Below are 21,118 nucleotides of genomic sequence, written 5' to 3'. Positions count from 1 at the left end.
CCGTCCGCCTAGGCGGACGCGGTGGCGGCGGGCCCGTCCCACTCCTGCGGCAGCCCGGCAGCGCCGGAGCCTGCCTCGGTGACCTCGTCGACGATCTCGTTCAGAACCCGGGAAGCGTACTTCTCCCCCACCCACAGGTGCTTGGCTCCTGCCACGCCCACCACGCGCGCCTGGGGCACCAGGCTGAACCGTTCCGCCGCCTCGGCCGGCTGCAGGAAGTCATCGTGCTCCGGCACCAGGACCGTGAGGGGCTTGCCCGATTCAGCCCACTGCTGCAGGTGCTTGTCCGTGGCGCGGTGCAGCGGCGGTGACAGGAGGACCGCGCCTTCCACCTGCGACGCAACCGGTTCCACTGCCCCGTACATCAGGGCCAGTTCGGTGCCGAAGGACCAACCCACCAGCCACCTGTTGGGCAGGCCCCGCCCGACGGCGAAGCGGACGGCGGCCTCGACGTCGTACTTTTCGCCGATGCCCTCCTCGAAGGTGCCGGTGCTTGTCCCATGCGGAGAGGCGGTCCCGCGGGTATTGAACCGCAGCACGGCGATGCCTGCCAGGGCCGGCAAACGGTAGGAGGCCTTGCGGTAGACATGCGAGTCCATGAATCCGCCGTGGGTGGGCAGCGGATGAAGGGTGATCAGCGTGGCATGGACCGGCCCTGATTCGGGCAGCGCCAGTTCCCCGATCAGGGTATGTCCGTCGTCCGTCTGCAGCTGCACGTTTTCGCGCCGCGCGGGCAGGACCGTGGAGGCCCGGATGGGAACAGGGGTGCCGGAGGAGCTGAATTCGTACGACGCCGGATCAAAAGTCATGCATGCCAGCTTAGCGACAACAGGGGTCCGGCCGCTCGCGGTACTTAGCGGTAGCGGTAACTGCGCGACATCCAGCAGTTGGTGTGCCAGTGGCGCCGCTCCGCCAGGCCGGCTGCCGCCCCGAAGAGATGGTCGTCCTTCCAGACCACCAAATGCGCGACGCCGGGCAGCACCGCGGTGGAGCATTCCGGGCAGATGTAGGTCTTCTCGGCGTTTTTGGCGGTCATGGTGCGGACCATCCACTCACCGTCCGGCGCGCTCTCCCGCCGGGCGATGCCTGCCCGCGCCCGTTCCAGGTCAAGTTCAGGCACCTCGCCGCCGCCCTTCCTGCCACCGATCCGGCCGGAAGCGGCACCCTTGCCGGAGACAGGACGGCGGGGACGGTTGGAACGCGGCATGCATCCATTCTGCCCCAGCCACCCGCTGTCGCCGCGCGGCCCCGATTGCCGGCAGCGTCGCCGTCGGAATCAGCCCGGGCAGCGGCAGACGGTAGTCTGTACGGCGTGCGACTTGTGATAGCCCGATGCTCCGTTGATTATGTTGGCCGGCTCAAAGCCCACCTCCCCCTCGCCACCAGGCTCCTGCTGGTGAAGGCGGACGGTTCTGTGCTCGTCCATTCGGACGGCGGCTCCTACAAGCCGCTCAACTGGATGAGTCCGCCGGCTACCCTCCGGGTTTCCTCGCCGGAGGACGTGGACCTCGAACTGGGCGTCGTTGAGCAGTGGACCGTCCAGTCAGCCAAGACCGATGACCGGCTGATCATCAACATCCACGAAAAGCTCAGCGACTCATCGCACGATCTGGGGGTTGATCCCGGACTGATCAAGGACGGCGTGGAGGCAGACCTCCAGCGGCTCCTGGCTGAACAGATCGAAACACTGGGCACCGGGTACTCGCTGATCCGCCGCGAGTACTTCACGGCCATCGGTCCGGTGGACATCCTGGCACGCGACGCTGACGGAGCCACCGTGGCCATCGAACTCAAGCGCCGTGGCGACATTGACGGCGTGGAGCAGCTGACCCGCTACCTCGAGCTTCTGAACCGCGATCCGCTCCTGGCCCCCGTCCGCGGGATCTTTGCAGCCCAGCAAATCAAGCCGCAGGCCAAGGTGCTGGCCAACGACCGCGGGATTGACTGCGTCACCCTGGATTATGACGCGATGCGCGGCGTTGACGACAGCGAATCCCGGCTCTTCTAGAAGTACCTATCCCTCGGGCCTTTTACCGAATTCGCCCCTGACGAGGCATTTAACCCGGTCTTTACCTAAATTTTGTTTCTTTCGACGTCCAAACCGTTGACCTGCGGGAACGGGCATGAAATTCTTGTCTCAGTCTTTGTGTAGGTGTTTTTCATGCTCGCAAGACATGTTGCGAGCGCGAAGCTCCTGCAACACCGGTCCGTAATTCGGGCGGGTAATTCAGGATTCTTCTCGCGGAGTGACCAAGGCCGGCACGAGGTGTGCCGATCTTAAAAAGTTCCACAATGAGGAGAAATAAATGGCACAGGGAACCGTCAAGTGGTTCAACGCTGAAAAGGGCTTCGGCTTCATTACCCCGGATGACTCCGACGGCGATGTCTTCGTTCACTACTCGGAAATCCAGACCGGTGGCTTCAAGACCCTCGACGAGAACCAGCGCGTTCAGTTCGAGATCGGCCAGGGCGCCAAGGGCCCCCAGGCTACCGGCGTAACGCTGGTCTAGTCCCCCGCCTTTGAGCCGTCCGCGGCTCTCAGCGAAACAAATGATCCCCGGCAATTCTGCCGGGGATCATTTGTTGTTAAGCCCCGTTGCGCGGTGTGCCATCACCGGCTTGACGGCCTTTTCCCACGCTTTGGAATTGCCCTACTTGACCAATTTGCGCACCAGGCGGGCGCCCTGCGGCAGGGAAAGCCCCGGCAGGTACGCCCGGGTCAGGGCCCGGCCGATTGCGGGAAGGTGCAGCGGGTCCTGGTAGTAGAGGTACAGCGCCCGGTACTCGGGCTTGAACCGCGATTTGAAGGCGGCCAGGGAACGGAAGCCGTACACCGGTTCCAGGGCATGCCCCACCAGGTCCAGGATGCGGACCAAGTTCTGCGCACCATCCCCTGCCGTATCGCTTTCCTCACCGGCCTGCGGATATGGCTGGCCGTCTGCCTGGATGTTGTCCTTGGCGTGGGCAGGCTCCTTGGCACGGGACTCCTGGGCCTCCTGGGGGCGGCTGGCAAGCGGAGAGCCGGACAGTGAGATGACCTCCACGGAGTCGCGCAGCTCGAGCACCGCGGAGGCAATCAGGAACTCCATAACGCCGGGAAACCCTTCGGCACCGCGACGCATCACGTCAAGTGTCCTGCTGACCAGCCGCCCGCCGTCGTACACCGGAAGCCAGCTGGTCACCCCGTGGACCGTTCCGTTGCCGTCCACCGCGAGGCAGCACAGCACTTCCTCGTCGTCGAGTTCGTCCACCCCGCCAAGGGTGAAGCCCATTTCAGGAACGGATTTGTTGGCCGCCCATTCCTCCGACACCTCGTTCAGGCGGGAGCGCAGAGACGCCGGCAGTGCATGATAGGGGCCCCAGACCGCCTCGACGCCGAGCTTCGCCGCCCGGTTCAGCGCGGTCCGGACGTTTTGCCATTCCTTCCCCTTGAACTCGAGTTCGCGGATGGCCAGCCGGGTTTCCTGCGCCACGGCCACCCTGGCGAAGCCGCGTTCCCGCAGCGCAGGCCACACGGAATCGTCACAGGAGTACAGCGCGGGAATGAGCGCGTGGCTGCGGCAGTGCGCCAGGAATCCCTCGGTGGCTGCCTGCTGCGCCTGCCGGGGCCCGAAGGCGCCGCCCAGGGTCAGCGCCACGCTGCCGTGCTGCTGGTAGGCCACGGCTCCCTGTCCGTCGGGGCTGAACCAATACGTATTGGGTTCCCACAGCGCCATCCATGACAGCGGGCCACCGCCCTGGTGCAGCAGTTCCCGGGCCCGCGACCGGTCCTGCCGGCCGGAATCGTGGCCGTAGTGCCCGCCGATGAGCGCCCACCACACTGCAGCAAGCGCGACCACCCAGAAAACGGGCCCGGAGTAGGCAAAGAGGACAGCTTCCACGCTGTTCCGGTCAGCAAACACGCGGTGGTAGTGCTGCGGAATGGGAACCGGGACATACTGCCGGGCCAGTTCCGCGAAGAGGCCCAGCAGCCCGCCGTCGCGTGCCAGACCGTCCGACCAGAACCAGGCTGCGGCGTAGCCGCCCGCCAGCAGGGCCCAGCAACCGCCAACCACCACAGCCAGCGTCCGCCGGGCAGTTGGCATCGTCTGCACCCTGAACTGCCGCCGGTTGAGCCAGAGGACCACAGCCAGCAGCAGGGGCACGACGACGAGCGGAAGCACGTGGGCGAAGGCCGACCCCATGGGTGCCGCCTGCGGGCCCTGCGGGCGTGACGGGACCAGCGCGAACAGCGCCAGGTACACGGCAGCCAGCGCTGTCACGGCCAGCTGGATGGCGATGGCTATGTTCAGCGCGAGCCTCCGGCCGCGGCGCATCCCGTCGGCACAGATCAGCAACAGGACCACCGGAACCACGGCCAACGCCAGGCCAAAGGGGCCAGCGAACCCGGCCCGGCCCGCTTCCAGACACGAGGCTTCAACGGTTGCCCCGCAGTTGAATGCCAGCTGCCCCAGCGTGGGCATCGGGTTGAGGACCACGTCCCGCAGCAGCGCCAGCGGTCCGGTGGGCGCCCGTGCAATCCCCGTAAGGATGGGGCCTACAGCGAAAACGGCCACAGTAAGGGCGAGCAGGTTCCGGGTTTCGCGGCCTGTGGAGCGGTGCCGGTGCAGCTGGCCCTGGTCACCCTGGATCCACCACCCGACCAGCAGGCCAAGGAGCGCCCCCAGCAGGCCGATGACGGTTTCGGCATGCCCCACGTACAGGACCAGCAGGAGCGAAATGGACACCACCGCTGTCCGGAGCCGCCGCTGCCACAGCACCGGCAGCCGCGCGCTCCCCGCCATGCCGGCAGCAAGGACCGGCCCGTAGGGTCCGATGAGGATGTCGTCCGCCATCCGGTCCAGCCACCCGTCGCCGGCATATGCGGCCAGCTGGGTAATCAGCAGGAACAGCGTGACGGCTGCGAACTGTCCGCCAAAGAACAGCACCGCGGCGGCGCGCCATCCCAGTTTCCGCTCCGCAAGCCCCAGCAGAACGACGATCATGAAGGAGGCTGCCAGGTACGCCAGGGGGTTGGTGGCGAAAAAGAGGCTGGTGAACAGTGACCACCAGTGGCCGGAACGGAGCCCCGGGCCACTGACCCCGGCCAGCTCCAGCAAGTGTTCAGGCGGTCCGGCCAGGTAGCTGCCGGTGACCGCCCCGGCTCCCAGGAACAGGGCAAGGACCGTCAGCGAGAAGGGCACCGACTTCAATGAGCCCAGTGCACGGAACAGCGCCGGGCGCCCCACGGTGTCCCACGCAAGGGCAGCGGTCCGGACCTGCCTCTCGGCGCTCACTTCTGCAGCCCCCATCTGTCGGCCAGGAGCTGCAGCGCATCCGCGAAACGCCGCGACGACGTGTCCCACGAATGGCCCGTGTGCTCCACTTCGTAAGCGCGGACATCGAAGCCCGCGTCCTTCGCCGCAGCCGCCAGTGTGCGCAGGTAGGCAACGAACTCCGGGTCATCCTGCCCGGCAGTCAGGTACAGGAGACTGCCGTCAAACCGTTGCTGCTTCATGATGCCCAGCGGGGTCTGCCGGTTGAACGCTTCCGGATCCCCGGGGAAGGATCCTTCGATGGTCTTCTGCCGTTCCTTGGCGATGGCGGGTTCGGCCTCTGCCGAGAAGGCCAGCGCAGCGGGAAACAGGTCGGGATGCCTCGTGGCCATCTGCACCGCGCAGGTGCCGCCGAAGGAGAATCCGCCAACAGCCCAGCGGCTGTGGTTGCTGTCCACGGTGAGGGTGTCGCTGATCCACCGGGTCACATCCTGGGACAGGTATGTGTCCGCGCGGGCTATCCGGCTGTCCATGCACATCGTGTTGGCGGATTGGGAGCCGTTCGGGTCCGGGACCACCACCACGGGCGCCAGCCCGCCATGGGAGGCGGCAAAAGAATCCATGTGGCCCTGGAGCGAACCGCCGGTCAGCCAGTCTGCAGGGCCACCGGGCTGCCCGGCAATGAGGACCAGCACGGGAAGCGCGGGGCGGTTGGGGGCGAAATAGGCGGGGGGCAGGTAGATGTACGCTTCGCGGGTGTTCATCCCTGAAGCGGTGCCCGGGATCGCTGACCTGCGAAGGACTCCCCCTGCCGGCAACGCACCCTGCGGGCTCCAGCCCTGGAGGGGGACGCCGTCGGACCCGCCGGCCTGGTGCATAAGGGCCGGCTCCAGCGTGGGGATACGGGACAACGCGGTGCCCAGCAGGTCGCTGATGGTCCGGTTGAGCCCGAAGTAGGCATTGATCTGGACTGACGACAGGGCGACCACCAGCAGAGCCGCGGCGATCCCGGTCCCCCGGCGCCGCCAACTGCTCCTCGGCAGGCGCATCAGCACCAGGAGCACGGCACCAACGGCGGGGACCACCCACAGCAGGACAGCGTCAGGAATGTTTTCCGGGAAGACGGAGAAGACGTTGATGAGGGCCCAGTGAACCGTGATCACCAGGGCGAAAGCGGCAGCGGCGGCGGTGATAAGCCGAAGGATCCAACTCCTGCCCGCGCTGTGCGGAGGAGGCAGCACGAGGTAGGCGGCCCCCGCCAGGCCGAGGACCAGGATTGCCCAATAGAGCGGGCCGTCGGTGAGCCGGACGCCAAAAAGCCAGTCCACGCCGGTTAGCGCCAGGTCCCCACGCCGATGACCGGGCCGGCCTCCAGCCAGGAGGACAGTCCCGTATAGGCGTCGAACTTCATGGCGAGCCGGAAGTCCTGGCCTTCGTAGCGGAGTTCGACAATCACGACGTCGGGCTGGACCTTGACTGCCTCAGCCTCCGTGGGTTTGCGCCGGCCAAGGAGTTCAAGGGAATGCCGCTTGAACTTGTGCTTGGGCCGGACGCTCAACGAGAGCAGCCTGAACCACTCAAGGTCGTTGTCCTGATAACGACAAACCCCCATCCGCCAGCTGTTTCCAGCCATGCAGATGGAGGCGTCCACCGTGCCGAGGGCACGCCGCAGGTTGAAGCGGCGCACCCCCAGAAGGCACAGTGCAAAGATCAGCAATCCGAAAGCGATTGCCATGGCGATGAACGGAAGACTCGGAGCGTCCATCAAGGTGGTGCTAGCGGATCCCAGCGGTAGCCGAGCCGCCCAGGTGGGCGTTGTCAGCAACAATAACCACGCGGTCGTTGTCGACGGAGAAGAATCCGCCGTCAACATCTACGGCAATACGGTCCCCGGAAACCGGCTGGATGGCCAGTTCACCTTCGGCCAGGATCGCCAGCAGGGGCGAGTGGCCGGGCAGGATTCCGATTTCACCATCGCTGGTGCGGGCCTTGACCATCTTGGCCGCTCCGGACCACACGAAGTGGTCCGCTGCGACAATCTCAACCTCAAGCTCAGCCATATTACTTGGTCTGTTCCTGGATCTTGGCCCACTGGCGCTCAACGTCATCGAGGCCGCCGACGTTGAAGAACGCCTGCTCCGCGATGTGGTCGAGTTCGCCGTCGCAGATGGCCGAGAAGCCTTCAACGGTGTCCTTGATGGAAACCGTGGAGCCTTCAACGCCGGTGAACTGCTTGGCGGTGTAGGTGTTCTGCGAGAGGAACTGCTGGATGCGGCGTGCACGCGACACGACGATCTTGTCCTCTTCGGAGAGTTCATCAACGCCGAGGATGGCGATGATGTCCTGGAGTTCCTTGTTCTTCTGCAGGATCTGCTTCACGCGGACAGCCGTGTTGTAGTGGTCCTTGCCGATGTACTGGGGGTCCAGGATTCGGGAGGTCGACGTCAGCGGGTCAACGGCCGGGTACAGACCACGGGAGGCGATTTCACGGGAAAGTTCCGTGGTCGCGTCGAGGTGTGCGAAGGTGGTTGCCGGCGCCGGGTCGGTGTAGTCATCTGCGGGAACGTAGATGGCCTGCATCGAGGTGATGGAGTGGCCCTTGGTGGACGTGATGCGCTCCTGGAGGAGGCCCATCTCGTCTGCCAGGTTGGGCTGGTAGCCCACAGCCGAAGGCATGCGGCCGAGGAGGGTGGAAACCTCGGAACCTGCCTGCGTGAAGCGGAAGATGTTGTCGATGAAGAGCAGCACGTCCTGGTTCTGCACATCGCGGAAGTATTCCGCCATGGTCAGCGCAGACAGGGCGACGCGCAGACGCGTTCCCGGCGGCTCGTCCATCTGGCCGAACACAAGGGCGGTGTCCTTGAGGACGCCTGCCTCTTCCATTTCAACCCAGAGGTCGTTACCTTCACGGGTACGCTCGCCAACACCGGCGAATACCGAGGTACCACCGAAGTTGCGGGCCACACGCGTGATCATTTCCTGGATCAGAACGGTCTTGCCCACGCCGGCGCCGCCGAACAGGCCGATCTTTCCACCCTTGATGTACGGGGTGAGGAGGTCGATGACCTTGATGCCGGTTTCCAGCATCTCGGTGGAGCCTTCGAGGGAAGCGAAGCTCGGAGCCTTGCGGTGGATGGGCCAGCGTTCGCTGATCTGCAGTTCCGATTCGGCAACATCCAGGGGCTGGCCCAGGACGTTGAAGATGTGGCCCTTGACGCCGTCCCCAACGGGGACGGAGATCGGGGCACCGCTGTCCACCACGGACGTACCGCGGACAAGTCCGTCAGTCGCCTGCAGGGAGATGGCGCGAACGAGGTTGTCGCCCAGGTGCTGGGAGGTCTCGAACGTGATGGTCTTGGTCTCACCGTTGAGAGTAATCTCGGTGGTGAGTGCGTTGTAGATGGACGGGATTGCGTCAGCCGGGAATTCGACGTCGACAACCGGGCCGATTACGCGCGCAATGCGGCCGGTGGCACCGGACGTTGCGGCTACGTGTTCGGTAGCAGTGGCAGTCATCTCTCTCACTTCACTCAGTAGATGGCGTGGGGTTAAGTTTATCTGTGGTGCAGGTCCAGCGGATCCGAAGGTGGTGCAGGCTAGGACGCGAGAGCGTCGGCGCCGGCAACAATTTCGGAAAGCTCCTGCGTAATTTCAGCCTGGCGGGCCGTGTTGCGCAGACGCGTGTACTTCTTGATGAGGTCCGTGGCGTTGTCGCCTGCGGACTTCATGGCCCGCTGGCGTGCAGCGAGCTCGGAAGCCGCTGCCTGCAGCATGGCCGCGAAGATGCGTGATTCGATGTAGCGCGGCAGCAGAGCGTCAAGAACCCGCTCGGTTTCCGGCTCGAACTCGTACAGCGGCAACAGGTCAGATTCAGAAGCTGCCTGTTCTTCCACTACTTCCAGCGGAAGCAGGCGGATGACCGTGGGCTCCTGGGTAACCATGGACTTAAAGCGGGTGTACACCACGTGGATCTCGTCCACGCCGCCCTCTTCGTAATCGGTAGCGAAATCGGCCAGCAGTGCTTCGCCGACCTCGCGCGCGGTTGTGAACTCGGGTGCGTCGGTGCCTCCGGTCCAGACCCGTGCGTATTCACGGTTCCGGAATTCGAAGTAGGCCTGCGCCTTGCGTCCAACGAGGTACGTCTTGACTTCCTTGCCTTCAGCGTGGAGCAGCTCATTGAGACCCTCCACCTGCTTGAGCACGCTCGCGGAGTAGGAACCAGCCAGGCCACGGTCCGAGGTGATTACCAGGACGGCGGCGCGGCGGATTTGCTCCGGCTCAGTGGTCAGCGGGTGGTCGATTTCGCTTTGGCTGGCGACAGCAGAAACGGCGCGCGTGATCGCGTTCGCGTAAGGCAGTGAAGCTGCTACGCGCGCACGGGCCTTGCCGATGCGCGAGGTAGCGATCAGTTCCATCGCCTTGAAGATCTTGCGCATCGACGTGGTCGAGCTGATCTTCTGGCGGTAGACCCGGATCTGGGCTCCCATACTTATCCTTTCCTAACATTCCGTAGACCGGGTCAGCCGGGCCCTTGCGGCCCGGCTGACCCGGTCAGTGGAATTAGCGCTTCTGCTTGACGATTTTTTCCTGGTCAACGTCGCCCTCGGAGATGGCGTCGTGTTCCTCGTGGCCAGCGCCTACCAGGTGGTTGTCGCCTTCGCCGAAGAAGCCCTTCTTGAAGTCGATGATTGCCGACTTCAGAGCTGCTGCGGTGTCGTCATCCAGCACGTTGGTCTGCGCCAGCGTGGTGAGGATCGAGGACTTGCGGCTCAGGTGGTCCAGGAACTCGCCCTCAAAGCGGCTGATGTCCTCAACCGGAACGTCGTCCAGGTAACCGTTGGTGCCGGCCCAGATGGAAACAACCTGGTTCTCAACCGGGAACGGTGAGTACTGGCCCTGCTTGAGCAGTTCCATCAGGCGGGCGCCACGGGTCAGCTGCTGGCGGGATGCGGCGTCCAGGTCCGAGGCGAACATGGCGAATGCCTGCATGTCGCGGTACTGGGCCAGGTCCAGCTTCAACGTACCGGAGACCTTCTTCATGGACTTCACCTGTGCGGCACCGCCCACGCGGGACACCGAGACACCCACGTCAACAGCGGGGCGCTGGTTGGCGTTGAAGAGGTCGGACTGGAGGAAGATCTGGCCGTCGGTGATGGAGATGACGTTGGTCGGGATGTAGGCGGAAACGTCGTTCGCCTTGGTCTCGATCAGCGGCAGGCCCGTCATGGAACCGGCACCCAGTTCGTCGGACAGCTTTGCACAACGCTCCAGGAGGCGGGAGTGCAAGTAGAAGACGTCGCCCGGGTAGGCTTCGCGTCCCGGCGGGCGGCGCAGCAGCAGCGACACTGCACGGTAAGCCTCGGCCTGCTTGGACAGGTCATCGAACACGATGAGGACGTGCTTGCCGCCGTACATCCAGTGCTGGCCGATGGCCGAACCGGCGTACGGTGCCAGGTACTTGAAGCCTGCGGGGTCCGAAGCGGGAGACGCCACGATGGTGGTGTACTCCAGTGCGCCGTTGTCCTCGAGGGTCTGGCGGATGGCGGCGATGGTGGACGCCTTCTGCCCGATTGCCACGTAGATGCAGCGGACCTGCTTGGTCACATCGCCGGAAGCCCAGTTGGCCTTCTGGTTGATGATGGTGTCGATCGCGATGGCGGACTTGCCGGTCTGGCGGTCACCAATGATCAGCTGGCGCTGGCCGCGGCCGATCGGGATCATGGCGTCGATTGCCTTGAGTCCGGTCTGCATCGGCTCGTGCACCGACTTGCGCTGGGTCACGCCGGGCGCCTGGAGCTCCAGGGCACGGGTGGTCTCGGCCTTGATGTCGCCGAGGTCATCGATGGGCACGCCCAGCGGGTCGACAACGCGGCCAAGGAAGGCGTCGCCCACGGGAACGGACAGAACCTGTCCGGTGCGGTGGACTTCCTGGCCTTCTTCGATGCCGGTGAAGTCACCGAGGATGATAACGCCGATTTCGCGGACGTCGAGGTTCTGGGCCAGGCCCAGGGTGCCGTCCTCGAAGCGCAGCAGCTCGTTCGCCATGACCGAGGGAAGGCCCTCAACACGGGCGATGCCGTCACTAGCGGTGGTTACGCGGCCGACCTCTACGCGTTCTGCGTTTCCGGGTTCGTAGGACGCCGCGAACTCGTTCAGCGCATTACGGACGTCGTCGGCGTTGATGGTCAATTCGGCCATCTGCAGTCCCTGCTCTCCTGTTTTGTGATCACCGTTAAGGTGACCGGGGTTTCTATCAGTTGGGTTGTGCTTGTCCGGCTAGCCGGCCAGCTGGCGCTGCAATTGGCCCAGCCTGGTGAGGACCGAAGCGTCGAGCACTTCGTCACCAATCTGGACGCGGATGCCGCCAATGAGTGCCGGGTCAACGTTGATGTTGACCTTCAGTTCCCGTCCGTACATGGCATTCAAGCCCGCCTGGAGGCGTGCAAGCTGCGTCTGCGTCAGGGGACGGGTCACGCTGACCGTTGCAATCCAGCGCTGCTGCCGCTTGGCCGCCAGTTCGGCGAACCGTTGCACGAGCCGGGTGGGCTTGATGCCGCGGGGCTGGGTGACGGCCTGTGTGATGAGGACTTTTGCTTCCTCACTGACGCCGGGCACCAGCTTCTCGGCGAGCGTAGCCTTGGCGGCTCCGCTGGCCTGTGGCTCGGACAGAGCACGTTGTACCTCGTGGCTGGAGGCAACAGCCTGGTTGAAGGAGAACAGGTCATTCTCCAGCTCTTCCAGGCCAGTGATTCCGGAGGCAGAAACGGCCGACTTGTTTTCAGCAACGGAAATGACCACCGTTGCGGCAAGAGTCTCGAGTGCATCGCCGATATCCCGCGCCGATGCCCAGCGTGAACTGGCCAGTCCGCCCGCGATCTCTGCAGCATCAGCGGAGACTTTTCCGCCAACCAGCTGCCTGACCAGCGCCGACTTCTCGTCGCCGGAGCGGGACGGGTCAGTCAGGGCGCGGCGCAAGCCAGCCGAGCTGTCCACCATTCCCAGAATTCCGAAGAGTTCCTTTGCCAGCTGCAGCGACGCCGTCGGAAGCTTTGCTTCCAACGCAGCCAGGGCTGTTGCCAGCGATTCGCTCGATACGCCTGCCATTACTTAGCTGCACCTGCGTTCTGGGTCTCCAGATCTGCCAGGAAGCGGTCCACAACCCGCGCTGCACGGTCATCGTCGTTGAGCGATTCGCCCACGATGCGTCCGGCGAGGGTAGTGGCCAGGGTGCCCACCTCTGAACGCAGGGACACAACGGCCGCCTGGCGCTCGGATTCGATCTGTGCGTGGGCCTGCGCAGTGATGCGGGCAGACTCTGCAGCTGCCTTCTCCTTGAGATCCGCAAGGATCTGGGCACCTTCGGCGCGGGCTTCCTCACGGATGCGGTTGGCTTCGGTGCGGGCGTCGGTCAGCTGCTGCTTGTACTCTTCGAGTGCAGCAGACGCCTCAGCCTGGGCCTTTTCAGCCTTTGCAATGCCGCCTTCGATGGCCTCGGCACGCTCGGCGAAGGTCTTTTCGAACATCGGGACAACGAACTTGACCACGATGAACATGAGGATGGCAAAGCCCACGAGGACAACGCCCATTTCCCAGACGTTGGGAACCAGGGGGTTGACTTCGCCCTCAGTGGCGGCTGAGATGATCAGCTGATTCATATTTCACCCGTCCTTTTCTACTCGGTTCTGAAAGTTCGCTTCGCTCTAGGACTAGAGAACGAAGGCGAAGACCAGGCCGAGGATGGCGAGGGCTTCGGTCAGTGCAAGGCCGAGGAATGCGATCGGCTGCAGCACGCGCTGTGCTTCCGGCTGGCGTGCGACGCCGTTGATGTAGGCAGCGAATACGAGGCCAACACCGATACCACCGCCGATTGCGGACAGACCGTAACCTACGAGGTTGAGATTGCCTTCCATTTTTCTTCCTTTCAAGATGCCATCCATGTGGCAGGTTGTTTGGGTTGCTCTTTCCCCGTGAGGGGAAGTCTGTGTGTGCCTGGCGGCGTCCGCCGCGGGGCGGTGCCTAGTGGCTGTCGGCGTGAAGCGCGCCTTCGATGTAGATCGCAGTCAGCAGGGTAAAGACGTAGGCCTGCAGGACCATGATCAGGGCTTCAAGCATGTACATGGCGATGGCGCCTGCAAGAACCAGGACCGACGTTCCCTTGAGCAGGATGTTCTCCTGCATCACGAGGTACTCGATGCCGGAACCGGCGATCATCACGATGAGGTGTCCTGCGAGCATGGTGGCGAACAGACGGAGGCTGTGCGTCACGGGCCGGACCAGGAAGTTGGAGATGATCTCGATCGGAATCACGATCGGAAGGATGAACCAGGGAACACCGGACGGTACGGTGGCCAGCTTGAAGTAGCGCAGTCCGTTCTTCTTGATGCCGATGGCGATCCAGGTGACGTAGACGATGCCTGCCAGCACATAGGCGCCGCCAACGTGCGAGAACGTGGGGAGCTGGATGAGCGGGATGGCACCGTAGATGTTGTTCACCAGGATGAAGAAGAACAGGCTGAACAGCAGCGGGACGTACTTGATGAAGTCCCTGCCGCCGATGATGTCCTTGGCGATTCCGTTGCGGACGAAGCCGTAGGCGGCCTCGCCGGCGAACTGGAGCTTGCCGGGAACCAGCTGCTGCTTACGTGCGGCGAGCACGAAGAAAGCGCCGATAATGACGACAGAGAGGAGGACCAGCAGCATCTGCTTGGAGAATCCTTCTGCGGCACCCCACGGCAGGATTGCCGGCAAATGCATTTCGTTAATTCCAGGAGGAGCGAACTCTCCTGAATCTTGGGCCGGGAGCGCAAGCGCGATCAACGCGTTTCCTCTCTGCAGTGTCCATCATTGGGCGTTGGGCGGGGACCGGCAGCCTGACGGCTTGCTGTTCCCCCTGTGAAATTATTTGGCATTACTGTCGCCGTCCTTGGACGGCCCGCTGGCAGCAGGACGCTCGCCAGTATTTTTGCGAGAACTGGTGAGGCCATGCATGTGGGAAAGGTAAAAACCTCCGACGGCTCCAAGCAGAGCGCCTGCGAGCACAATCCAGCGCGTTCCCCACAGATAATCCAGTCCCCACCCTATCAAACTCCAGACGATGATCCCGCCAATGATGTAGCTGAAGACAGCCATTCCGGCGTTGTATCCGCCGTCGGAGTTGTCCCCGGATACACCTGGGGCGGAGCTGCCGGATGCGCGGCTGCCACTAGGGGCCTTGCCGGGCTTCTTCGGATCACGCATCAGGAGTTTCCTTGGGTTCTGGATCGTTGTAGATCTGGAGGCGGGCTTTGCTGAAACCAAAGATTTCTGCGGCCTGCCATAAGACGACGGCGGTGACGGCCCCGGCCACGAACCAGCGGGCGTGCAGCCATTGGGGTGCGCCGACGACGAACAGGACGGCGGCGAAGCCCACAACCTTGATGAAGTAGGTGGCCACGAATACCCCGATGGCCCCGGACGGATTGCTCCGCCCCACGAAGTGCCCCACCAGGAGGCTGATTCCGAAGAACAGCATCACCAGCAGGCCGCCTGCGGAACTTGAAAGGGCACCCCCCGCTCCATCCAGCAGCGCCGCAGGAACTGCGCACAGCGCCAGGCCCGCAGCGGAGGCCGCGGAACTGAGTTTCAACAGATGCAGCCAGAGGGACCGCGTGGGACCGGAAGCACCAACGTGTCCGTGGCCGGACGCAGGTCCGGACTCGGCGTTGGAGGTCATGTCGATCCCAATCGTCGGCACCAAGAGGCAGTCAGCCAATTGGCAGGTGTGTGAGGGGCAGCTTGGGCTGCCCTCAAATTCTACACGAGATAGAAATGTTTCCGCACGGCATTACGCCTGCGATTCTTCGCCCCTGCGGGCAAGGTAGGGCCAGGCGGTGACAAGTCCCATGACCAGCGTGGCGAACAGGTCCACCGAGAGGACAATCTGCCAGGGAAAGATGGCGAACGCGAGGCCGCCGAAGGACAGGACGCCGGTCCAGAGATACATCAGGATGACGGCGGTCCGGTGCGAGTAGCCGATGTCCAGGAGCTTGTGGTGCAGGTGGCCCCGGTCCGCGGACCACGGCGACCGGCCGCGGGCAGTCCTGCGCACCACCGCAAGGCCCAGGTCCAGCAGCGGCAGGAAGAGCACGGCAAACGGCAGCAGGATGGGAATCACGGTGGAGATACCGTTGACCCGGTCGTAGAGCCCGGAGGTGATCTGGCCGGTGGAGACAACACCGGCGGATGCCATCAGCAGCCCTATCAGCATGGCGCCGGAGTCCCCCATAAAGATCTTCGAGGGAAACCAGTTGTGGGGCAGGAAACCCAGGCAGCTTCCCACGAGGACCGCCGTGATGAGGGTGGCAAGGTCCGAGTAGTCCAGCAGTACTGCGTTCCGGTGGACCCAGTAGGCCGTGAAGAAGAAAGCGGTGCCGCCGATGATGGCCACTCCGGCGGCCAGGCCGTCCAGACCGTCGATGAAGTTGAACGCGTTCATGGTGGTGACGATCAGCCCGGCTGTCAGCACTACCCGGATTGTTTCGTTCTCCAGGTAGATGGGCTCCGGCACCCAGGGCACGACGGTCATCTGGACTCCCCAGACCGCTACGGTCAGGGCGGCTGCGCTTTGGCCGATGAGCTTGACCCACCACCGGATGTCCAGCAGGTCATCCGCTACGCCGACCAGGACGATCACGGCCGCTCCCGCGAGGACGCCCCACGGCGAGAAGTTGTTGCGGTAGATGTCCTTGACGAAGAAGGACTGGCTTGCCACGATCAGCGCCGTCATGATGCCGAGGAAGATGGCCACGCCGCCGAGCCGGGAAACAGGGGTGGAGTGCATGTCGCGGCTGCGGATGGGCAGGTGCAGCTCGAGCCGGTGGCCCACCACGCGGGCGGCCCAGGTGGCGGCGTAGGACACGACGGCAGCCGTCAGGCCCATGAGCAGGTACATGATCATGGGGTGCTGGTCATTTCAGGTGTGGTGGTGAAGCAGGGCACCGGCGTTGGCCTTTGCCTGGTGGTGGGTGGGCTCACGGGCCGGGAATCTGTTCTTCGATAAATGAAACTTCTCCGTCGCCGAGCGCGCAGCAGGCAGTGCGTTTTTACGTGGACGCGGTGCCTTACAGGGCTGTATTACAGTGGACTCTAGTCAAAGATACTAGCGCCACCGGCTTCATGGCTTCGCGCCACACGGGCGCATTACGAGCGGGGAAATCCCTGACAGCCATGCTGAAAGGACCCCCATGACACCCCGTATTGCAGTCGCCGCCGTGACCTTCGACCGGCCCAGGGAACTGGCCGTGCTGCTGGATTCCATCAACGCCCAGACCGCCGCGGTGGACACAATCTGCCTGGTGGACAGCGGTACCGTCCCGGCCAGGGATGTCGCCGCAGGACACGCCAATGTTGACTACGTCCGCTCCGAAGCCAACCTCGGCGGGGCGGGTGGATTCGCCCTCGCCGCACTGAAGGCAGTGGCAAGCGGCGCCCGTTGGATCTGGATGATGGACGACGACGCCGAGCCGGCTGATCCCGAATGCCTCGCCACACTGCTGCGCGAGGCTGAGGCACGCGACCTTGAGGCAGTGGTCCCGCTGGTGACAGCGCCTGGCCATCCGGACCGGCTGTCCTTTTTCTTCCGCCTGGACGGCAAGGTCACCCACGATCGTGCAGAGGTGGAAAAACGTGGTTTCCTGCCGAATGACGGGCACTTTTTCAACGGCGCCCTGATCCGCTCCGATGTTTTCTTCAAGGTGGGGCTGCCCGACATGCGCCTCTTCATCCGCGGTGACGAAGTGGATTTCACCATCCGGCTGCGCAAGGCCGGGATCCGGTTCGGAACGGTGACAACCACGGCCATCACCCACCCGCATGCATTTTCAGAGACGCAGCATGTCTTCGGAGCCCGCTGGCACGTCATTGTTCCGGAATCCGCCTTCAAGCGGTACTACTACTACCGGAACCGCGGCTACCTGATCCGCCGCTATTTCCGGGTCCGCTCGCTGGTGGCCGACGTCGGCGGCTACCTGGGCTACTTCCTCCAGCGCCGCGACCTTGCCGGGTTCCTTGGCTGGGCCGCATCGTTCAGCAAGGGCCTTCGGGGCAAGGGCTTTGCGCCGCTGGAGGACCAGAAGTTCTAGCTCCGGACTACAGTTCCGGCGTCACGCCCGGCGCTTCAGCCGCCGGGCGGCAAGGAGCCACAGCAGGACCCACGGCTCGCCGAACACGCGGTACGCCACCCGCTTGGGATGCAGGAGCAGCCGCCAGGCCCACTCCAGCCCAAGCCGGCCCAGCCAGCGGGGGGCGAGTTTCTGGATTCCTGCCAACTGCTCGATGGCGCCGCCCACGGCACAGTAGACGGCGGGCGGCAACGAACGGAGCCTGCGCTGGAGGACTTCCTCCTGCAGCGGCATACCCAGGCCCAGCAGGACCAGCTGCGGCTGCTCACGGTGGAGCCATGCAACTGCTGCTTCCTCCAGCTCCGCGTCCCAGCCTGCACCCGGGAAACCAGTGACACGCGCGCCGGGGACTATTGCCTGCAGCCTGCTGACCGCTCCTGCGTTGGCTTCCGCGCCGGCGCCCACCACGGCGATCCGCTCCAGGCCCCGCACCTGGTCCAGTGCCGGAAGCCAGTCCGTCGAACCCAGCCGGTAATCCATGACGGGGCCTTCGGCGTTGCCGGTCCTCCCCCACAGCCAGAGCACGGGGGCGCCGTCAAGGAGCACCACGTCGCTGCGCTCGTACAGGTTCCGGAAGCCGTCGTCGGACAGCGTGAGGGTGACGCTGTGCAGGTTGTGGCCAAGGACGGTCCGGGTGGATCCGTCCTGGATGTAGCGGCTGAGTTCCTCCACCAGCTCGGGAACCCGCAGCGGGGTGGCGTCGACCTCCAGTACCGGAATCTGCTGGCGCTCCAAAGTCATCAAGGCTGCGGGTTCCCGGCCGGCGTGTCGGAGTCGGGCGTCGCCGGCTCCACCACGGATGACCCGGAGGCGCCGGACGCCTCCGGGGCGGGAACGGACGCCGGTTCCGCAACTACCGGTTCTTCCTCCGCCGGTTCCTCCTCGGCCATTGGAATCTCCCCGAGCCCCAACACACCGGGAACATGCTCGCGCAGCTGGTCAAGGCTTACGGCGCCGTTGCGCACCACCCGCAGCCGGGGCCCGGTGGCGTCCACGATCGTTGAAGGCACTGCGGCTTCGCCTTCGGCGGGCCGGAAACCGCCCTCAAGGTAGACCTCCACGGAGTCGGCCAACTGCTCCCGGGCGGCTGCGGCGGTCTGAGCAGGAGCCTGCCCCGTACGGTTGGCGGAGGACACAGCCAGCGGCCCGGTGAGGGTCAACAGCTCCTGGGCGATATCGTCGGCGGGCATCCGCAGCGCAACGGTTCCCTTGGTTTCACCGAGGTCCCAGTCCAGTGACGGCTGGGCATGCAGGATCAGGGTCAGGCCGCCTGGCCAGAACGCTTCGGCAAGCTTCCGGGCGTCCGCGGGGACGTCCGTGGCCAGTCCGTCCAGGGCGTTGATGCGCGGGATCAGCACCGGCGGGGGCATGGTGCGGCTGCGCCCCTTGGATACCAGGAGCATGGTGACAGCCTGCGGCGAAAACGCGTCGGCAGCGATCCCGTAGACCGTATCCGTCGGGAACACCACGCACTTTTTCTCGCTGATGGCACGCTGGGCGTGCTCCAGTCCCAGGGCGCGCTGATCGTCCGTACTGCAGTTATAGGTTGTGGTCACTGGCCTATTCTTTCATTCCGTAAGGTCTGGATCCGCGAGCACGGCGCTGGTGGCGCGCTCCTTGCCGTTGAGGTCCAGATGCGTCGTAATCCTGCTCCACTTCCCTGCGCGGCCCATCATGGCCGCGATCCAGCCGGCCTGGACCTCCGCATGTTCCATGACGAAGTAGCCGCCCGGGCGCAGCAGCCGGGCAGCGGAGGCCGCTGCCGCCGTCGGAAGTTCCATGCCGTCCGCTCCCCCGCCGTACAGCGCCTCGGGCGGATCATGAAGCGCAACTTCGGGCTCGTTGGGAATGGCCTCGGCAGGGATGTACGGCGGGTTTGAAACCACGACGTCGAACGTTCCGTTGAGCTCCGGCAGGGCGTTGCGCAGGTCCCCCAGCACGAGATGGACGCCCAAGGGGGCGAGGTTTTTCGCCGCCCAGGCGTGGGCGAAGGGGCTGAATTCGACGGCGTGCACCTCGGCTCCGGGCACTTCATGCGCGATGGAGCCGGCGATTGCACCAGACCCGGTTCCCAGATCGACGATCCTGGGTGACGGGATGCCCTTGACATGGTCGATGACCAGCTGGACCACCGATTCCGTCTCAGGCCGGGGAATGAACACGCCCGGCCCTACCGCCAGCTCCAGGTAGCGGAAATGCGCCACCCCGGTGATGTGCTGCAGGGGTATCCGGCCGGCACGCTCCGCCACCAGGTCGGCGTACCCCTCGGGAGCCGGGGAATCACCCAGCATCATGGCGCGCAGCCGCCCCAGGCCGACCTTCAGGAGATGGTCGGCGAGGAGCTCGGCGTCAACGCGCGGGCTGGGCACGCCGGCGTCCCGAAGGATGGCAGTGGCCTCACTGATCGCGGCAGCGAGGGATTGGCCTGGCCCGATGGTCATCCGTCGGGCTAGTCGCCGATGGCGTCCAGGCGTGCCTGTTCGTCCATCTCGATGGCGGACTGGATGACGGGCTCCAGGTCACCGTTCATAACCTGGTCCAGGTTGTACGCCTTGTAGCCCGTGCGGTGGTCCGCGATGCGGTTTTCAGGGTAGTTGTAGGTGCGGATGCGCTCAGAGCGGTCCATGGTGCGGATCTGGGACTTCCGCTGGGCCGAGTTCTCGGCGTCGATCTGCTCCTGCTGGTGCGCGAGGATGCGGGCCCGCAGGACGCGCATGCCGGCTTCACGGTTCTGCAGCTGCGACTTTTCGTTCTGCATGGCCACCACGATGCCCGTGGGCAGGTGGGTGATGCGGACGGCGGAGTCGGTGGTGTTCACGGACTGCCCGCCCGGACCGGACGACCTGTAGACGTCGATTTTCAGGTCGTTTTGGTTGATTTCGAGCTCTTCGGGCTCATCCACCTCCGGCAGGACCAGCACACCGGCCGCGGACGTGTGGATGCGGCCCTGCGACTCCGTGACAGGAACGCGCTGCACACGGTGCACGCCGCCCTCGAACTTGAGCCGCGCGTAGACGCCCTCGGCGGGATCGTTCGAGCTGCCCTTGACGGCTACCTGGACGTCCTTGTAACCGCCGAGATCGGACTCGGTGGCGGAAATGATTTCGGTCTTCCAGCCACGAGATTCCGCGTAGCGGGTGTACATGCGCAGGAGGTCACCGGCGAACAGCGCGGCCTCATCGCCGCCTTCACCGCCCTTGACCTCCAGGATCACGTTGCGGGCATCATCCGGATCGCGCGGAATCAGCAGGCGCCGGAGCTTGGCGGCAGCGGCCTCCAGCGAAGCTTCAAGCTCAGGAACCTCGGCAGCGAACTCGGGATCCTCGTCAGCCATCTCCTTGGCCGCAGCGAGGTCATCGCGCAGTGCTTCCCACTTGTGATAGGCCTCAACAATGCCATTGAGCTGAGCCGACCGCCGCCCCAGCTTCCGGGCAAGCCGCTGGTCAGCATAAACAGCAGGATCCCCCAGCTGCGCCTGGATGGAATCATGCTCATCAAGCAGGCCCTGTACGGACTCAAACATCTGTAAACCTCTTTCGACTTGTACAAGTCTAGTAATGCGGCGACAAAGGTGGGGAACCGGGAAGGTGACCCTACTGAGAGGCGTTCGGTTTTGCCGCCCCGGGAGTGGCATCGGGCCTGCCGGAGCTGGGCGGCAAACGATCGAAGATCGGAAGCCGCCCAGCGTAGGGGCGGGGGCGGCAA

The 21,118-nt window shown here is 64.5% G+C and carries 23 protein-coding genes; 3 read left to right on the top strand and 20 right to left on the bottom strand.

Going from position 1 to position 21,118, the window contains the following annotated elements:
- Positions 1 to 8: 8 nt before the first annotated feature.
- Both B5520_RS14030 and B5520_RS14025 read right to left on the bottom strand, forming a co-directional pair.
- Positions 9 to 809, bottom strand: coding sequence for an alpha/beta hydrolase (locus B5520_RS14030; RefSeq protein ID WP_079597683.1), 801 nt, complete (start codon positions 807 to 809; stop codon positions 9 to 11).
- A 44-nt stretch (positions 810 to 853) separates the two neighbouring features.
- A complete protein-coding gene (locus B5520_RS14025; RefSeq protein ID WP_079597682.1) occupies positions 854 to 1,207 on the bottom strand; it encodes an ATP/GTP-binding protein in 354 nt (117 codons plus the stop codon).
- 105 nt (positions 1,208 to 1,312) lie between these two features.
- On the opposite strand from B5520_RS14025, the gene nucS reads away from it, so the two are divergent.
- Both nucS and B5520_RS14015 read left to right on the top strand, forming a co-directional pair.
- Complete coding sequence (nucS, locus tag B5520_RS14020; RefSeq protein WP_079597681.1) at positions 1,313 to 2,008, top strand: endonuclease NucS; 696 nt, start codon at positions 1,313 to 1,315, stop codon at positions 2,006 to 2,008.
- Between the two features lie 298 nt (positions 2,009 to 2,306).
- On the top strand, positions 2,307 to 2,510 hold the full coding sequence (locus B5520_RS14015) for a cold-shock protein (protein ID WP_011692441.1): 204 nt from the start codon (positions 2,307 to 2,309) through the stop codon (positions 2,508 to 2,510).
- Positions 2,511 to 2,651: 141 nt separating this feature from the next.
- Here B5520_RS14015 and B5520_RS14010 read toward each other — a convergent pair whose 3' ends face one another.
- From B5520_RS14010 to B5520_RS13945, 14 genes are all read right to left on the bottom strand, one after another.
- Positions 2,652 to 5,291 (bottom strand): bifunctional lysylphosphatidylglycerol flippase/synthetase MprF, encoded by a 2,640-nt coding sequence (locus B5520_RS14010; protein WP_176156866.1) that lies wholly within the window; start codon positions 5,289 to 5,291, stop codon positions 2,652 to 2,654.
- On the bottom strand, positions 5,273 to 6,583 hold the full coding sequence (locus B5520_RS14005) for an alpha/beta hydrolase (protein ID WP_079597679.1): 1,311 nt from the start codon (positions 6,581 to 6,583) through the stop codon (positions 5,273 to 5,275). Before B5520_RS14005 ends, B5520_RS14010 begins: the two co-directional genes overlap by 19 nt.
- Before the next feature lie 5 nt (positions 6,584 to 6,588).
- A complete protein-coding gene (locus B5520_RS14000; protein ID WP_079597678.1) occupies positions 6,589 to 7,020 on the bottom strand; it encodes a DUF2550 domain-containing protein in 432 nt (143 codons plus the stop codon).
- 10 nt (positions 7,021 to 7,030) lie between these two features.
- Entirely contained in the window at positions 7,031 to 7,315 is a 285-nt protein-coding gene (locus B5520_RS13995; protein ID WP_079597677.1) for a F0F1 ATP synthase subunit epsilon, read from the bottom strand.
- A 1-nt stretch (position 7,316) separates the two neighbouring features.
- Positions 7,317 to 8,771: a F0F1 ATP synthase subunit beta gene (gene atpD / locus B5520_RS13990; RefSeq protein ID WP_079597676.1), complete on the bottom strand. Its 1,455-nt coding sequence runs from the start codon at positions 8,769 to 8,771 to the stop codon at positions 7,317 to 7,319.
- Positions 8,772 to 8,851: 80 nt separating this feature from the next.
- The gene (locus B5520_RS13985; RefSeq protein ID WP_079597675.1) at positions 8,852 to 9,742 is read right to left on the bottom strand and encodes a F0F1 ATP synthase subunit gamma; all 891 of its coding nucleotides are present in this window, start codon (positions 9,740 to 9,742) and stop codon (positions 8,852 to 8,854) included.
- 73 nt (positions 9,743 to 9,815) lie between these two features.
- Positions 9,816 to 11,453 carry a F0F1 ATP synthase subunit alpha gene (gene atpA, locus B5520_RS13980; protein WP_079597674.1) on the bottom strand — a complete coding sequence of 546 codons (1,638 nt, stop codon included), beginning with the start codon at positions 11,451 to 11,453 and terminating at the stop codon, positions 9,816 to 9,818.
- A gap of 78 nt (positions 11,454 to 11,531) precedes the next feature.
- Complete coding sequence (locus tag B5520_RS13975) at positions 11,532 to 12,359, bottom strand: F0F1 ATP synthase subunit delta (protein ID WP_079597673.1); 828 nt, start codon at positions 12,357 to 12,359, stop codon at positions 11,532 to 11,534.
- Complete coding sequence (locus B5520_RS13970; RefSeq protein ID WP_079597672.1) at positions 12,359 to 12,910, bottom strand: F0F1 ATP synthase subunit B; 552 nt, start codon at positions 12,908 to 12,910, stop codon at positions 12,359 to 12,361. Before B5520_RS13970 ends, B5520_RS13975 begins: the two co-directional genes overlap by 1 nt.
- A 51-nt stretch (positions 12,911 to 12,961) precedes the next feature.
- A complete protein-coding gene (gene atpE / locus B5520_RS13965; RefSeq protein WP_009356484.1) occupies positions 12,962 to 13,165 on the bottom strand; it encodes an ATP synthase F0 subunit C in 204 nt (67 codons plus the stop codon).
- A gap of 106 nt (positions 13,166 to 13,271) precedes the next feature.
- Positions 13,272 to 14,072 (bottom strand): F0F1 ATP synthase subunit A, encoded by an 801-nt coding sequence (gene atpB / locus B5520_RS13960; RefSeq protein ID WP_050054629.1) that lies wholly within the window; start codon positions 14,070 to 14,072, stop codon positions 13,272 to 13,274.
- Positions 14,073 to 14,153: 81 nt separating this feature from the next.
- Positions 14,154 to 14,492 (bottom strand): AtpZ/AtpI family protein, encoded by a 339-nt coding sequence (locus B5520_RS13955; protein WP_079597671.1) that lies wholly within the window; start codon positions 14,490 to 14,492, stop codon positions 14,154 to 14,156.
- On the bottom strand, positions 14,485 to 14,967 hold the full coding sequence (locus B5520_RS13950; RefSeq protein ID WP_079597670.1) for a hypothetical protein: 483 nt from the start codon (positions 14,965 to 14,967) through the stop codon (positions 14,485 to 14,487). The genes B5520_RS13955 and B5520_RS13950 overlap by 8 nt, the downstream gene beginning before the upstream one ends.
- A 111-nt stretch (positions 14,968 to 15,078) precedes the next feature.
- Positions 15,079 to 16,191: an MraY family glycosyltransferase gene (locus B5520_RS13945; RefSeq protein WP_079597669.1), complete on the bottom strand. Its 1,113-nt coding sequence runs from the start codon at positions 16,189 to 16,191 to the stop codon at positions 15,079 to 15,081.
- A gap of 286 nt (positions 16,192 to 16,477) precedes the next feature.
- Here B5520_RS13945 and B5520_RS13940 point away from each other — a divergent pair, with 286 nt between their 5' ends.
- Entirely contained in the window at positions 16,478 to 17,374 is an 897-nt protein-coding gene (locus B5520_RS13940) for a glycosyltransferase (protein WP_079597668.1), read from the top strand.
- A gap of 21 nt (positions 17,375 to 17,395) precedes the next feature.
- On the opposite strand, the gene B5520_RS13935 is transcribed toward B5520_RS13940, so the two are convergent.
- The 4 genes from B5520_RS13935 to prfA are packed head-to-tail and all read right to left on the bottom strand — an operon-like array spanning position 17,396 to position 20,936.
- Positions 17,396 to 18,154: a WecB/TagA/CpsF family glycosyltransferase gene (locus B5520_RS13935; RefSeq protein WP_079597667.1), complete on the bottom strand. Its 759-nt coding sequence runs from the start codon at positions 18,152 to 18,154 to the stop codon at positions 17,396 to 17,398.
- Positions 18,154 to 18,969: an L-threonylcarbamoyladenylate synthase gene (locus tag B5520_RS13930; RefSeq protein ID WP_079597666.1), complete on the bottom strand. Its 816-nt coding sequence runs from the start codon at positions 18,967 to 18,969 to the stop codon at positions 18,154 to 18,156. The genes B5520_RS13935 and B5520_RS13930 overlap by 1 nt, the downstream gene beginning before the upstream one ends.
- Before the next feature lie 12 nt (positions 18,970 to 18,981).
- Positions 18,982 to 19,854 carry a peptide chain release factor N(5)-glutamine methyltransferase gene (gene prmC / locus B5520_RS13925; RefSeq protein ID WP_079597665.1) on the bottom strand — a complete coding sequence of 291 codons (873 nt, stop codon included), beginning with the start codon at positions 19,852 to 19,854 and terminating at the stop codon, positions 18,982 to 18,984.
- Positions 19,855 to 19,862: 8 nt separating this feature from the next.
- A complete protein-coding gene (prfA, locus tag B5520_RS13920; protein WP_079597664.1) occupies positions 19,863 to 20,936 on the bottom strand; it encodes a peptide chain release factor 1 in 1,074 nt (357 codons plus the stop codon).
- Positions 20,937 to 21,118 lie beyond the last annotated feature (182 nt).

The sequence above is a fragment of the Arthrobacter sp. P2b genome (assembly GCF_900168295.1).
Taxonomy (GTDB): Bacteria; Actinomycetota; Actinomycetes; order Actinomycetales; family Micrococcaceae; genus Arthrobacter.
Note: the sequence above shows the minus strand (reverse complement) of the source record. Positions and strands in the feature narration are given on the sequence as shown.